This window comes from Nocardia sp. NPDC055050, from assembly GCF_053608345.1.
The window spans coordinates 231,349-244,494 of record NZ_JBSGVG010000004.1; the positions used below are offsets into that span (position 1 = coordinate 231,349).

The following is a 13,146-nucleotide window of genomic DNA, read 5'->3' on the forward strand; positions in this document are numbered from 1 at the left end:
ATGCGACTCGAAGCACAGGGCTTGACCAAGGCCTTCGGAACGTTTCTCGCCGACGACAGCGTCGACCTGGTGGTCGAACCCGGCCAGGTGCACGCGATCCTCGGCGAGAACGGCGCGGGCAAGTCGACCCTGATGAACATGCTGTACGGCATCCTCGAACCGACCAGCGGCCAGATCCTGATCGACGGCGAGCCGGTACGGCTGCGATCGCCGGGCGACGCCATCGCCGCCGGAATCGGCATGGTGCATCAGCATTTCAAGCTCGTCGGGCCGTTCAGTGTCGCCGACAACGTGCAGCTGGGTCGCGAACACGTCAAGCGGGGCGGCCTCGATCGGGCGACCGCGCGGCGGGCGGTGCGCGAGGTGTCCGAGCGGTACGGTCTGGCGCTGGATCCCGACGCTGTCTGCGAGGACCTGCCGGTCGGTGTGCAGCAGCGGGTCGAGATCGTGAAGGCGCTGTCCGGCAGGACCGATCTGCTGATCCTGGACGAGCCGACCGCGGTGCTCACCCCGCCCGAAGTGGCCGAGTTGCTCGGGATCATCCGCAATCTCACGGCCTCGGGGATGTCGGTGATCTTCATCAGCCACAAGCTCAAAGAGGTGAAGGCGATCGCGGACACGATCACCGTTCTGCGGCGTGGGCGGGTCGTGGCCGAGGCGTCGCCGCAGGACAGCGAGGCTGAGTTGGCGGCGGCGATGGTCGGGCGGTCGGTCGTGCTGACCGTGGATCGACCGCAGGCGCAGCCGGGCGAGATCGCCCTGGACATCAAGGATCTGACCGTGCTGGGCGAGCGCGGGACGCCGATGCTCGACGGACTGAGTCTGGCTGTGCGGGCCGGTGAGATCGTCGGGTTGGCCGGGGTCGAGGGCAACGGGCAGACCGAACTGGCCAGGGCGGTGCTCGGGACCGTCACGCCCGAGAGCGGCTCGATCGAGATGGGCGGTATCCCGGTCACCGGGTGGAACCCGTACCGGCGGATCGTGGCCGGGCTCGGCTACATCCCGGAGGATCGCGGCCGCGACGGGCTGGCCGCCGATTTCACCGTCGCCGAGAACCTCGTCCTCAACCAGTACCGCGACAAACCCCTGTCGAATCGCGGCGTGGTCGACGCGGCGGCGGTACGAAAGCTGGCCGACAAGGCCATCGCCGATTTCGACATCCGCACCAGGGGGCCGGGGGAGCTGGTGTCGGCGCTGTCGGGCGGCAATCAGCAGAAGGTGGTGATCGCGCGCGAATTCTCCAGGCCGCGTTCGGTTCTGGTCGCCGCGCAACCGACGCGAGGAGTGGATGTCGGCGCGATCGAGTTCATCCATCGCCGTCTGGTCGCCGAACGCGACACGGGAACCGCCGTCCTGCTCATCTCCGCGGAGCTGGACGAGATCCTGGCCCTGTCCGACCGCATCGCGGTGATCCACAACGGGCAGATCGTCGGCGTCCTGGCCCCGGACACACCGCGCGAGATCATCGGTCAGCTGATGGCAGGCCACCGTCCCGCCGATCCAGCACCCGCGAGCTGAGGACACCCATGCCGAGTACGACCATCGAGCCGGACATCGACCCACCCGGTGAGCGTGAACCGGACAGGCGCGGCGTCGGCCGCACATTCATCGGGTACCTGACCGAAGCCAACAGCGTGATGGTGACGATCTATTCGTTGTTGCTGGCCTTCGCGATCGGGGCCCTGCTGATCATCGTCTCCGACGCGGCGGTGCGGGGTGCCTGGGGCTACTTCTTCAACCGGCCCGCCGATGCGCTGAGTTTCTCGTGGCAGGCGGTGAGCGCGGGCTATCGCGACATGTTCGAGGGCGCGATCATCGACTTCGGGCGCGTGCAGCAGTATGTCGACGGTGACGCCACCCTGGCCCAGGTGCTGCGCCCGATCTCGGAGACGCTCACCTACGCGACCCCGCTGATCTTCACCGGACTCGCCGTCGGCCTGGCCTTCCGGGCCGGACTGTTCAATATCGGCGGGCACGGGCAGTTCATCTTCGGCTTGCTCGGCGGCGTGATGGTCGGGTTCGCGCTCGACCTGCCGCCCCTGCTGCATGTTCCGCTGGCCCTGCTCGCGGGTGCGCTCGCGGGCGGTCTGCTCGGCGCCATCCCCGGCGTGCTCAAGGCCAAAACCGGCGCGCACGAGGTGATCTCGTCGATCATGCTGAACAATATCGCCACTTATTTTCTGCTCTGGGCGTTGAGCACCACGTTCATCGACTCGACGACCTCGCAGGAACTGGTGTCCAAGCAGGTGGACTTCTCCGGCCGACTGCCCCGGCTGCTCGGCTGGGCGGGCTCGGGCCTGCGGGTCAGCGCGGGGCTGTTACTCGGGCTGGCGCTCGCGGCCGGAATCTGGTGGCTGCTGCGCAAATCCACCTTCGGGTACCGGATCCGCGCGGTCGGTGCCAATACGCACACGGCGGAAACGGCGGGTATCGATATCGGGCGCACGTTCGTGACCACGATGGCGGTGTCGGGCGGGCTGGCCGGGTTGGGTGGCGCCGCACTGGTGTTGGGGCTCAACCCGTACACGGTGAATCCGGGCACGGTCGCCGAATTCGGGTTCGACGGGATCACCGTCGCGCTGCTCGGGCGGGCGCATCCCGGCGGTATCGTCGCCGCCGCACTGCTGTTCGGTGCGCTGAAATCGGGCACGTTGCACATGCAGCCCGCCATTCCGGTCGAGATGTCCACGCTGTTGCAGGCGGTGATCGTGCTGTTCGTCGCCGCGCCCGCGCTGGTGAAAACCCTGCTGCACCTGCGCACACCGCGCGGTGGTCTCAACACTCTGGAAGCGAGGGGCTGGTGAGTACCACCACCGCGTCACCGGTCGTCACGGCCGAATCAGCCAGGCACGGTGTGGCCGGGGTGGTGCTCATCGTGCTCGGCATCGGTCTCGGCGTGCTCGGGCTGCTGTTCGTCGACGGTGGGCGGACGACCACTTTCCGGCTGGATCAGACCGTCGAAAGTGGCTGGACTGTCAACACTCTCACGATCGTGCTGATCCTTGGCGTGGTGACGGCGGTGCTCGGTGGGGTGCTGGCGGCGCGGCCGCTCTCGCGGCGCGCGCACGGGGCGATCGTCGGCATCGCGGTGGCGGCCCTGGTGATCGCGGCGCTGTCGTGGGTGGTGACGCCGGGCGTCGGCTTCCCGGTGGAGTTCGTGCTGGCGTCGACGCTGTTCCTGGCGCTGCCGTTCATCTTCGGTGCGCTGTCCGGCGTGGTCTGTGAACGGTCGGGCGTGATCAACCTCGGCATCGAGGGCCAGTTCCTGGCGGGCGCGTTCACCGCGGTGCTGTTCTCCTCGATCACCGGCAGCCCCTACGCCGGAATTGTGGCCGCGGTGATCAGCGGCATGCTGTCGACGCTGCTGCTGGCCTGGCTCGCGACCCGCTTCGAGGTGAACCAACTGGTCACCGGTGTCATCCTCAATCTGCTCGCGCTGGGGCTCACCGGCTTCCTGTTCGAACGGCTCATGCGCATGGACCATTCGCTCAATCAGCCGAGCACGGTGCCGCGTATCGGCGGGTTCCTCCACGACATCGGCCTCGGCTTCCTGACCGGCATCCCGGTGCTCGGGCCGGTGCTGTTCGACCAGAACCTGTTCGTCTATGTGGCGCTGGCCTGCGTGTTCGGGCTGTCGTATCTGCTGTTCCAGACCCGCTGGGGCCTGCGCACCCGCGCCGTCGGCGAACATCCGGCCGCGGCCGACGCCGCGGGCATCGACGTGAACCGCCTGCGCTTCTGGAACGTCACCTGTGCCGGTGCCCTGTCGGGTTTCGGCGGCGCCTTCTTCACCATCGCCAACAATGTGGCCTTCAGCAAGAACATGACCGCGGCGCTCGGCTTCGTGGCCCTGGCGGTGATGATCGTCGGCCGCTGGAAGCCGGTCGGCGCGCTGCTGGCCGCCCTGCTGTTCGGTTTCTCCAGCGCCCTGCAACGCTTCCTCAACACCATGCCGGGCAACCCGATCCCCACCGAATTCCTCGGCATGCTGCCCTACGTCGTCACCTTGGTCGTGGTCGCCGGATTCATCGGAAAGGCGGTCGCGCCCGCCGCCGACGGCATCCCGTACCGGCCGGGCGACAAGTAGTCAGCCTTCGAGCAGGACGGTGACCGGGCCGTCGTTGGTGAGTTCGATCTGCATGTGGGCGCCGAATTTTCCGGTGGCGACGGTGGCGCCCAGTTCGCGGAGTGCCTCGGCGAAGGTGTCGACGAGGGGTTCGGCGAGGGAACCGGGGGCGGCGGCGTTCCAGGACGGGCGCCGGCCCTTGGCGGTGTTGGCGTAGAGGGTGAACTGGCTGACCACCAGGATGGGGGCGTCCAGGTCGGCGGCGGAGCGTTCACCGTCGAGGATGCGCAGGCGATAGGCCTTGTCGGCCAGAGCTTTCGCGTTGGCCGCGGTGTCGGTGTGGGTAGCGCCGACGAGAGCGAGGAGGCCGTGGGGGACTCCCGTCGCCGCCGGGTCGATGCGGCCGACGACCTGATCGTCGACGCTCACCTGGGCGCTGGTCACACGTTGCAGCAGTACTCGCACAGCTCCGATCATGCCGGGTGACCGCGCTGTGCGGCGTTCGGGGGCGACTCATCTGTCGGTGCGATCACCACGGGTCTGCTGGGCACCGCGGCTTTTCGCGGTGACGATTCAATCCTTGCCGAAGAAGAGGATATTCGGGCCGTAGTCGGTGAGTGGGGCCTTCTCCGCGGACTGGCGGATGCCCGCGCCGGGGAGCTCGGTGACCTTGGCGAACATCTCGGCATTGCCGAAGGCGGCTCTGACCTGGGTTTCGGAGGCGTAGTCGGCGCCGTAGTCGGCCAGGGTCGCGAAATCCAGGGGCGCCAGCGGGGTATCGAGGGGTGCCTGGCCCGCCGGCCTGCCGAGGGCGGCGTACTGGGTGGCGACGCCGTTGTCGTAGAGGCACAGTTCGTAGGAGATCTTCTCGATCGTGGCGACGGTGAGGACCGGCCATTTCATCGAGAGGGCCACGGCGAGTGGGTGTTTGCCGAGGGCGCCGATCTCCCAGTTGAGACTCTTCACCGAAATCCAGCTGCCCGAAGACTTTTCGACGAGCACCACATCGGCGCCGAGCTCGGTCTCGAGGTTGGTCTTGGGTTCTTTGACACCCCAGTGCTTGTCGTGCACCCCGGCGAAGCGGCCCGCGTCGACCGGATTCGCGCCGTCCTGGGCGTACGCGGCGACGATCGCGGCGCGTACCTGCTCCAGCGCGTCCGGCGCCGAGCACCGGACGGCGATCGCGCCGTAGGTCGCGGAGATCTCGACCGGTCGCGACGGCGGCTCCGGCATCGCCCCTGCCGCAAGGGGTTTGAGACCCACCAGGGCCAGCCGCCAATTGATCTCGTCGATCGTGGCCAGGTCGCCACCCGACTGGTACAGGATCTGCTGCTGCGTGAGCCGTCCCGCGCGTTCGAGGGTCGGTGCGCCCAGCTTCACCAGCGCCTGCGTGGTCTTGACCGTGAGGTCGAGCTCCTCGACCCGGGTTTCGCGCAGTTTCGCCGTGCTCGCGGTGGTGGTCACCTCGGAATACAGGGTGCGGTAGGTCGCGATGGCCTGTTTACGTGAGCGCCCCACCATCAGGGTGCGCAGCAGAGTGCTCAGACTCGCCAGGTACTTGCCCGGTTGTTCGGAAGCGCGCGCGTACATCGCCGCCCGAATCCGGACCGCCGACTCACTGGCCGCCACCGCAGCGTCGTGATCGAGCCGCATCAACCACACGCCGCACTTGGACAACCCGTCGGCGCACATGGCCGAAACATCCGGATAGTCCTGCGCGACCTGCCGATACGCCGAACAGGCGCTGCGAATGGTGTTGGTCGCGAGCTGCCGGTGCCCGACCAGCCGCGTCGCCTGCTCGAACAACCGCAACGCGTCCTGCAACGCACCCGCGTACTCGTAGGAGACGTACCCGCCGACCAGCCAGTGCAGCCGGATCGCCACCGCTTCCTGCGCGGGTTCCAGCGCCTCCGCCGTGCGGTCGCGCCCCGACGGATCGTCCCTGGTCGTGAGCAGACCCTGGGCGAATTCGGTCAGCGATCCGGCCAAGCGCAGGTAGTCGTCGGCGTGCTGGCTGCGGGTGTTGGCGCGATTGGCTGCCACGCGCCGTTCGAGGCCGCTCAGATCGGTCATGAGCAGTTCCATCGCGACGTCAAGCTGGGCACCCATCGTTCGTTCGTTCATGGCCGTCCGGCGGCCGCTAGCGCTTTGATCGAGTCTGTCACAGATCGGTGTCGGCTGCCGGATCGTTCGCCGGAACCGGCTGTTCATCCGGCATCGATGCCGGTGTTTCCTTGGTGCTGTGCATATTTCGCATTGCTCACTAGAATGCGATGCGATCGAGTCGGCTGCGAGGGTCGGCGGTGGGGTGCTTCGAGGAGCGGTTAGCGTGGGCGATTCTCCCTGGTCAGGACTGGCCAGCAAGGCAAAAGTCAAGGTCGAGACGGGAGCTGCGCTCGAGGCGGCCAAGGCGTGCAGTACGGCGATCGAGGTGTTCAAGGGTTGCCAGAACCTGTTCCGCGACCACGACCTCAACAACTACGACGAGTCCAAGCTGGGCGGCAGCCAAGTCGACGCGGGTCCGCCGCTGCGGACCAAGTTCATCTCCGAGGCCACCCAGGCCAAGGACCTGCTCGGGCGCTATATCGACTCGCTCGAGGATCTGGTCTCCATGTTCAAGGCCGCGGGTGAGTCGTACACCGACACCGACAAGGGCTCCGGCGACAACATCGCCGCGCTCAAGGGCGATCTGAAGAATGTGAACTCCTCGCCGGGTGCCAAGGATATGAAGGGCGAGGTCTCCCAGGCCGGTGGTTACACGCCGGCCCACTGGGAAGTCGATGTCAAGGTGCGGCAGGGCACCGGCATGGAAATCAAGATGGAGAAGCACAACTACGACATCGAGACCGCGAACGTGCCCAAGCACGCGGGCACCGCGACGGCGGAATCGGTCGGTGTGCGGATACCCGTCCGCGCCGCGGACAACATGTCCTGGCGGGACATGTACGACCTCGGTCAGCGGCTGTCCTGGCAGGAGGTGGCCAACGACGCTCCGATCTGGGAGGCGATGGCCCATGCCGTGCACGGCGCCGCCTACAACCTCGAGCAGAAGCTCGGTGAGATCACCCGCGACCGGTGGGAGAGCCAGGGCGGTGACGCCGCGTTCGCCGCGATCTCCACGTTCGGCAAGTCGGCGATGACCGCGAGCGACTCCTTCACGATGATGCAGCAGAACCTCGAGTACACCGCGAACTGGTTGTACGCGACCAAGGTGTGTATGCCGATCGACAAAGAAGACAAGTGTGACGACGATCTGCAGGAGAACCGCGATCGGTACAAGCGCCACTACGTCGACGGTGTCGGGCAGACCGAGAAGCTCTTCCCTGCGGCCGCGGAGCCCGCGGCGCCGAAGGGGCCGGTGAAGCCGCCGGAGAACAATAACAACAACAATAATAACAACAACGGCAACAGTAATAACAACGGCAATAACAATGCCGGTGGTAACAACAACTCCGGTGGTAGCGGAAATTCCGGTGGCAGTGGTAATTCCGGGGGTGGGAGCCAACAGCAGGCGACGTCGCCGGCCGCGGTGGCTGCCCAGCAAGCGGCGCAGCAAGCCGCCCAGCAGGCGGCCGCGGAGCTGCAGCAGAACGGCACCAACGGTTCGCAGCAGAGCGCGAACGGTCAGACGGCGGGTTCCATCGGATCAACTGGATCCACCGGGTCGTCGACGGGGTCGAGCGGGTCGGGATCGGGCGACATGTCCAGCATCCTGTCCTCGGTGATGTCGGCGGTGACGTCTGCGGTCTCCTCACTCACCCAGGCGCTGCCCTCGCTGGCCACCGCGTTGCAGCAGGTGTCCGCCGACACCAGCGGTACCGGCGCCATCTCGGGCCTGCCCGATTTCACCCAGCTGGGCAACCTGTTCGGGCAGTTCCCCGACCTGACCGAACTGCTGTCGCAGTCGCCCGAGCTCAACCAGCTGATCGCGGACAACCCCGCCCTCTCGCCGCTGGCTGAGTTGCTCGGCATCGACACCGTGACGACGACCGTCGACGGGGCGGGAGTGCCGGAGGAGAGCGCCGAAACGGCTGCGGGCGAGGCATTCCCGCGCGCCTCGCTGCCCGACTTCTCCAACCTCTCGGGTCTGGGCGAGGTCGTCACCCCGCTCACCGGCTTGCTCGCCGAGTCGATGGCGACCGAAGCCCCCGCGCAGGTTGTGGAAGTACCGGTCGAATCCGTGGAAGTCGGCGCCGCCGGTTCGCTCGCGCACGCACGGCCGGAGGCGCAGGCGTGACGCGGAAGTGGGAGCTCACCGACATCGAATTCCGGGTGCTGTGGCAGCGATTCGTCGGCACCGATCTGCCGCGTCCGCTCACCTTCCAGACCAGGACTCGCCTGCACGAGGACTACGAGGAAGAGAAGTACCAGGTCTGGCAGCGTCTGCAACACACGGTCGATCCGACGCTTCGCTCGGTCTTCGATGTGCTGGAGCGACCGGAAGTGTATGTGCGGCTGCGTGGTTGGAACGATCGTGCGCGAGACGACGCCGGCCAGTGGCTCAAGGCCAGGGCCGCACGAGCCGGCGCCAACGGGTACCTGGTCTACCAGCTGCCTGGTGAAACCCCCACGCACAGTGGTGGTTACACGGTGGTCGACATCGGTCCCCACGGCCTGGCCGACGCCATCGTCGACCTGATGCCGGCCACCGGTGCGGGCACGGGCGGGATGATCCCGCTCGTCACCGACGCGAGCGCCGGCGCCGGCGACGAGTACGGGCAGCGATCCTCGATGTTCTTCGAGGAAGCCGATACCTCGATCGTCGAGCGCAGCACCGAGTTCTTCAGCCATTCCGCCGACCGCACCGGAACCATCAATATCCTGCAGAATCAGTCCATGTTCGGCTCGCGGGGGATGCATCGCGACATCCTGGTGTGGCGTGATCTTCCCGACGACGGGCGCTATGTCATCGAACTCCCCAGCGAGAATCCCATCGCCACCCCGATGTCGCGATCGGACCTGACCGAGAAGGTCAACACGTCCATCCAGCGCATGATGTCGCGCGTGGAATCACATTGGGAAGCAAGCGCATAGGAGCCGCGAGGTACCCACCGTTCACAGCGCTTTCATCTCGGGTTCGTTCTGTCGTGCGAGGCTGTTGCGCACGCGAAAGAGTTGTGGTGTGCTCAGAGCCACCACTCGTGGAGGGATGAGGGCGATGGGCACCTTCGAGTACGACGCCGACGATTTCCGGACCGCGGCCGGAAAATCGCGCAACGTCAGCACGCAACTCACCGGCATCATCAATACGCTGAACAGCTCGCTCAACGGCCGCGGAAACGTCTGGGGCAACGACAAACTCGGTCAGAGCTTCAACGACGGCCCCGGCGGCAACGACGGTTACGACTCGTCGTGGACCAACACCAGCGACAACGTCAAGACGATGGCGAAGTCCATGGGCGAGTTCGCCGACGGCCAGACCGAAAGCGCCGACTACATCGACAAGATGGAAAAGGGCAACCGCGACGGCTTGACGTAGTCAGGCAGTCGGTCAACTCGCGTCCGGGATACCGAGGCCCGGCAGATGCAGGCTGCTGTTTCCGGCACGCTCGACCCAGCCCTGGTAGCCCAGCGCCAGCGGGGAGTCGATGCCGAAGCCGTCGCGGAGTCCGGTGACGGTGATCGCGGCGAGCCGACGGTAGGCGTCGGTGTCGACCGGCCAGGGGAATTCGGCCCACCAGTTGCCCATGTGGGCCTCGTCGGGGAGACGCCAACCTGCTTCGATGATCGTCCGGGCGCCGTCGTCATCGGGGCGGAAGGCGGGCTCGAGCCATTCGTCGCCGGCGAGTTCGGCCGACACTGCCTCGCCGGTCTTGAGGAACTGGGCGAAGCGTCGTGCGCCCGGTGATGCCGTTTCGCCGATCACCAGCACCGTGCTCTCGGGTGCGGCCGCGAGTTCGGCGGCGAGCCCACGGGCGAAATCGGTCCAGTCGGTCACAGCAGGCCCTGCTCGTCGAGCGCGATATTGCGATCGTCGGCGGCCAGCCGCGCATTGGTGACCAGGTGTAGCCACACCGAGTCGGCGGAGGGTTGGAGCACGACCGTGGCCTCGGCCCCGGCCCACCGGTACTGCAGGAGCGGACCGGCCACGCGCCCGGTCGGCTCGCCGAGCTTCGCGGAGATCGCCGCGGCGATGTTGTCGAAAGCCATTGCTACCTCGACGTTCTCGCCTGCATCGGCGAAGTCGGTGAGTCGCAGTTCGATGCCTGTGACCTGGCCGTTCTTGGCGCGAATCGTGCCGCCATCCGGGCCGAACCCGGTCTCGAGTGTGATCCGGCGCGGCCGGCTGGAGACTGTGTGCCAACCGAATCGTTCGACGACTGCGGGGGCGGCATCCGTGTTCCATGACCAGTCGAGGGCCTGCAGCTTGTCTGCGAGGTCGGCTGCCTCGACATTGGGGATCGACCGCCATTTGCTCATCCGCTTGTCTTCCCGCGCGCTGGATCGTATTCCCAGTCGAGAACACGGCCGCTCGGCTTACATCCTTTGTTGCTTCAGCCCCAGCGTGGGTAGGTCGATGGTCCCGGTCCGTCCCGCCCAGGCGTCGTACACGAGGGCGTCCGGGCTGGTGATGCCGTATCCGTCGCGGAGGCCGGTGACGGCGATGGCGGCAGCTCGTCGGCAGTCGTCCATGGTGACCGGCGCGTCGAAGTCGACCCACCACAGGTGGGCATTGGCCGCGTCGGGCTGGTGCCAACCCGCGCGGGTGATCGCCCGCCAGCCTGCCGCATCGGGCTGCCACTCCGGGTCGAGTGACTTACTGCCGACGAGTTGGGCCGACAGTACGTCCTCATCTCTCGCGAATTGCACGAACCTTCGGCCGGAGACCGACTTGGGTTCGAAAATGATCAGGCGGGAGGTGATGGGGAGTTCGTCGAGCTCCGAGGCCAGGCGGTCGGTGAAGATCGCCCAGTCGCTCATAGCTGTCCCTGTCGGGAGAGTTGGACTCGGTGGTCGAATCCGGTCAGCCATTCGTTGGTGACCAGGGCCAGCTTGATCGACCGTGCGAGCTCCTGCAGGAGCAAGGTGGAGTCCGATCCCGCCCATCGAAGTTCTTCGAGATCGCCATTGATTTCAGTGGTCGGTGGGCCGAGCGTGGCGACCAGTGTCTCGGCCATCGCCGAGTAGGCGGCGTGGACCTCGGCGCGACCCTCGCTCGTGTCGGGTCCGATGGTGCTGGCGTCGACTTGGAGGCGTTCGACGTGGCCGTTGTCGGCGAAGGCCTTTCCGCTGGCCGGGCCGAGCCCGGTGTCGAGAAGAGCCCAGGCGGGTTTGCTGGAGATGACCTTCCAACCGAAATGTTCAGCGATTCGGGGAATTTCGGTGAGCTGCCATGTCCAGTCGATGGCGCGCAATCGGGTTGCCAGGTCAGCGACTTCCTCGGTGGTTCGCGTGTGCCAAGTAGTCATCGTGGTGTCCTGTCCGGTTGGAGCGCAGAGCCTTCGGCGGGTCGGTCGAGTACGCCTTCCTCGTCCCATTCGCGGCGGAGGAGCAGTTGGTGTCGAGGGCTGTAATGGTCTTCCCGACGGATTCGGCCGGTGGTATCCCAGGTACACCAGTAACCGATGGGGCCGGTGGGGGTCAACATCCCAGCTCGGATGAGTTTGCCGTCGTCGTAGTCGGTGTGGAGCAGTTCCTCGATGAGAATGTCGGGATCGGTGGTGTGTTCGGTGCGCTGCCCGCTTCCGTCCCATTTTTCGAGGAGCAGGGTCGTACCGTCCAGGCCGAGGAGAGAGCGCTGGCTGAGGGTTCCGTCTTCGTGCCAGGCGAGCCAGAGACCGAAGTGCTGGCCGTGGGTCGAGGTGCCGGCGTATTTGCGACTGCCAACGGTGTACCAGGCGAGTTGTGGTCCGTCCCAGTGTCCACTGGTGTACCAGGACAGTTCGACGATGTCGCGGGTTACCCAGGTGTATTCGGCGAGCTGTCCGGTGAACAATTCGCTGCGGTCGTAGCGGGTCTCGGTCGCTGAGTCGTAGTGGATGTCGGGGTCTTCGCGGTCGCGGACCCCGGTGATGGTGGGTTTGGCGATCGTCTTGGCGTCGAAATCTTCGATCAGGACACCGTTGTCGTTCCAGCGTTTGCGATATCGCAGACAGCCGCTCGGATCGTATTCGTACTCCTCGACGAGGCTTCCCGCCATGTTCTCGACTGTCCAGCGGCCGATTGGGAGACCGCGACGGTACTCGCCGAAGAACCGTGGGCTGCCGTCTGGATAGCGCCCGTAGCAGTAACCCGAACGGACGCCGTCGACATATTCGTAGCCTTCGACAATGGTGCCACTGCTGTCGTCGACAATGTCGCCGGTGAACGGCTTGCCTTTGTAGAGTGCCGTGTTGCCGTCCATCCGCAAATCGGCGTCGTGGAGACTGATCTGGCTATCCACGAGATTCTGGATCTCTTCGTCGTAGATGTATTCGTCGTCTGCCAACGTGAACCCTCCGCTTTCGGACTGCTCGATCGGACCCGGGATGCCGTCAGAAGTACGACAGGAACGCCGCGTCGAAATCGGGGTCGCGGGTGTCGAAATTCTGGGGGACGTAGTCCAGCGCGCGGACGTGCTCTACGAACTCGGTGGGCAGGACGAGGGCCTGCTCGGCGAGGTACTTCAGCGAGTCCTCGCGCCAGATCCAGACGCCGTCGGAGTACAGGGAGGGGCCGCCCTCGATGTCGGCGTCTCTGATGAACAGGTCGGGGGATTCGCCCATGACGTCGAAGATCGCGCGAACCTTGCGCATGTAGTTCAGAATCCGGTCGCGGTCGCCCTCGACGGTACCGGTGGGCGCGTCGAAGACCGAGGGCAGCTCGTCGTGCCCGCGCTCGTACATCTCGCGGTACATGGCCACCGGCTTCAATTCCATTGCGTGCGTCCCGTTCTCGATATCATGGAGTCTGTGTCCGGCTCGGCGTGCTCGTCGGCTCGGGGCGCCCCGTCGTGCCAGCGCTTCGGCGTGCCCCGACCCCGATCCTTCGCCCGCACCGGCTGGTCGTCAAGTCGCCCGCACGGGGTTCGTTCCGGCTGCCTGGCGTTCATTCTGTCGTCACCACGGATTCGTCGGTAGCTGTCACTCTGTTGCGCAGGC

General features: G+C 66.2%; 14 protein-coding genes. 6 read left to right on the forward strand and 8 right to left on the reverse strand.

Going from position 1 to position 13,146, the window contains the following annotated elements:
• The 3 genes from ACWGCN_RS06910 to ACWGCN_RS06920 are packed head-to-tail and all read left to right on the forward strand — an operon-like array spanning position 1 to position 4,087.
• Positions 1-1,518 (forward strand): ABC transporter ATP-binding protein, encoded by a 1,518-nt coding sequence (locus ACWGCN_RS06910; protein WP_452458640.1) that lies wholly within the window; start codon positions 1-3, stop codon positions 1,516-1,518.
• Positions 1,519-1,526: 8 nt separating this feature from the next.
• A complete protein-coding gene (locus ACWGCN_RS06915) occupies positions 1,527-2,804 on the forward strand; it encodes an ABC transporter permease (RefSeq protein WP_452458639.1) in 1,278 nt (425 codons plus the stop codon).
• The gene (locus tag ACWGCN_RS06920) at positions 2,801-4,087 is read left to right on the forward strand and encodes an ABC transporter permease (RefSeq protein WP_378993644.1); all 1,287 of its coding nucleotides are present in this window, start codon (positions 2,801-2,803) and stop codon (positions 4,085-4,087) included. The genes ACWGCN_RS06915 and ACWGCN_RS06920 overlap by 4 nt, the downstream gene beginning before the upstream one ends.
• On the opposite strand, the gene dtd is transcribed toward ACWGCN_RS06920, so the two are convergent.
• Together dtd and ACWGCN_RS06930 are read right to left on the reverse strand one after the other, a co-directional pair.
• Positions 4,088-4,531 carry a D-aminoacyl-tRNA deacylase gene (gene dtd, locus ACWGCN_RS06925; RefSeq protein ID WP_378993643.1) on the reverse strand — a complete coding sequence of 148 codons (444 nt, stop codon included), beginning with the start codon at positions 4,529-4,531 and terminating at the stop codon, positions 4,088-4,090.
• A 108-nt stretch (positions 4,532-4,639) separates the two neighbouring features.
• Entirely contained in the window at positions 4,640-6,175 is a 1,536-nt protein-coding gene (locus ACWGCN_RS06930; protein WP_378993642.1) for a hypothetical protein, read from the reverse strand.
• 220 nt (positions 6,176-6,395) lie between these two features.
• On the opposite strand from ACWGCN_RS06930, the gene ACWGCN_RS06935 reads away from it, so the two are divergent.
• From ACWGCN_RS06935 to ACWGCN_RS06945, 3 genes are all read left to right on the forward strand, one after another.
• On the forward strand, positions 6,396-8,303 hold the full coding sequence (locus ACWGCN_RS06935) for a hypothetical protein (RefSeq protein WP_452458638.1): 1,908 nt from the start codon (positions 6,396-6,398) through the stop codon (positions 8,301-8,303).
• Positions 8,300-9,100, forward strand: a complete 801-nt coding sequence (locus ACWGCN_RS06940) for an ESX secretion-associated protein EspG (RefSeq protein WP_452458637.1) — start codon at positions 8,300-8,302, stop codon at positions 9,098-9,100. The genes ACWGCN_RS06935 and ACWGCN_RS06940 overlap by 4 nt, the downstream gene beginning before the upstream one ends.
• A gap of 124 nt (positions 9,101-9,224) precedes the next feature.
• Positions 9,225-9,545 (forward strand): WXG100 family type VII secretion target, encoded by a 321-nt coding sequence (locus ACWGCN_RS06945; RefSeq protein WP_301904962.1) that lies wholly within the window; start codon positions 9,225-9,227, stop codon positions 9,543-9,545.
• A 12-nt stretch (positions 9,546-9,557) separates the two neighbouring features.
• Here the strand turns inward: ACWGCN_RS06945 and ACWGCN_RS06950 are convergent, their stop codons facing one another.
• Genes ACWGCN_RS06950 through ACWGCN_RS06975 form a run of 6 tightly spaced genes read right to left on the reverse strand, consistent with a single transcriptional unit; the run spans position 9,558 to position 12,924 of the window.
• Positions 9,558-10,004 carry a TY-Chap domain-containing protein gene (locus ACWGCN_RS06950; protein WP_452458636.1) on the reverse strand — a complete coding sequence of 149 codons (447 nt, stop codon included), beginning with the start codon at positions 10,002-10,004 and terminating at the stop codon, positions 9,558-9,560.
• Positions 10,001-10,486 (reverse strand): DUF6301 family protein, encoded by a 486-nt coding sequence (locus ACWGCN_RS06955; RefSeq protein ID WP_452458635.1) that lies wholly within the window; start codon positions 10,484-10,486, stop codon positions 10,001-10,003. The genes ACWGCN_RS06950 and ACWGCN_RS06955 overlap by 4 nt, the downstream gene beginning before the upstream one ends.
• Positions 10,487-10,543: 57 nt before the next feature.
• On the reverse strand, positions 10,544-10,987 hold the full coding sequence (locus tag ACWGCN_RS06960) for a TY-Chap domain-containing protein (RefSeq protein WP_452458634.1): 444 nt from the start codon (positions 10,985-10,987) through the stop codon (positions 10,544-10,546).
• On the reverse strand, positions 10,984-11,475 hold the full coding sequence (locus ACWGCN_RS06965) for a DUF6301 family protein (protein WP_452458633.1): 492 nt from the start codon (positions 11,473-11,475) through the stop codon (positions 10,984-10,986). The genes ACWGCN_RS06960 and ACWGCN_RS06965 overlap by 4 nt, the downstream gene beginning before the upstream one ends.
• Positions 11,472-12,494, reverse strand: coding sequence for a hypothetical protein (locus tag ACWGCN_RS06970; RefSeq protein WP_452458632.1), 1,023 nt, complete (start codon positions 12,492-12,494; stop codon positions 11,472-11,474). The genes ACWGCN_RS06965 and ACWGCN_RS06970 overlap by 4 nt, the downstream gene beginning before the upstream one ends.
• Positions 12,495-12,540: 46 nt before the next feature.
• The gene (locus ACWGCN_RS06975) at positions 12,541-12,924 is read right to left on the reverse strand and encodes a hypothetical protein (RefSeq protein WP_452458631.1); all 384 of its coding nucleotides are present in this window, start codon (positions 12,922-12,924) and stop codon (positions 12,541-12,543) included.
• Positions 12,925-13,146 lie beyond the last annotated feature (222 nt).

Coding starts and splice junctions, on each gene's coding strand:
- ACWGCN_RS06910 (WP_452458640.1), top strand. CDS start 1: ATGCGACTCGAAGCACAGGGCTTGACCAAGGCCTTCGGAACGTTTCTC.
- ACWGCN_RS06915 (WP_452458639.1), top strand. CDS start 1,527: ATGCCGAGTACGACCATCGAGCCGGACATCGACCCACCCGGTGAGCGT.
- ACWGCN_RS06930 (WP_378993642.1), bottom strand. CDS start 6,175: ATGGGTGCCCAGCTTGACGTCGCGATGGAACTGCTCATGACCGATCTG.
- ACWGCN_RS06945 (WP_301904962.1), top strand. CDS start 9,225: ATGGGCACCTTCGAGTACGACGCCGACGATTTCCGGACCGCGGCCGGA.
- ACWGCN_RS06955 (WP_452458635.1), bottom strand. CDS start 10,486: ATGAGCAAATGGCGGTCGATCCCCAATGTCGAGGCAGCCGACCTCGCA.
- ACWGCN_RS06960 (WP_452458634.1), bottom strand. CDS start 10,987: ATGAGCGACTGGGCGATCTTCACCGACCGCCTGGCCTCGGAGCTCGAC.
- ACWGCN_RS06965 (WP_452458633.1), bottom strand. CDS start 11,475: ATGACTACTTGGCACACGCGAACCACCGAGGAAGTCGCTGACCTGGCA.
- ACWGCN_RS06975 (WP_452458631.1), bottom strand. CDS start 12,924: ATGGAATTGAAGCCGGTGGCCATGTACCGCGAGATGTACGAGCGCGGG.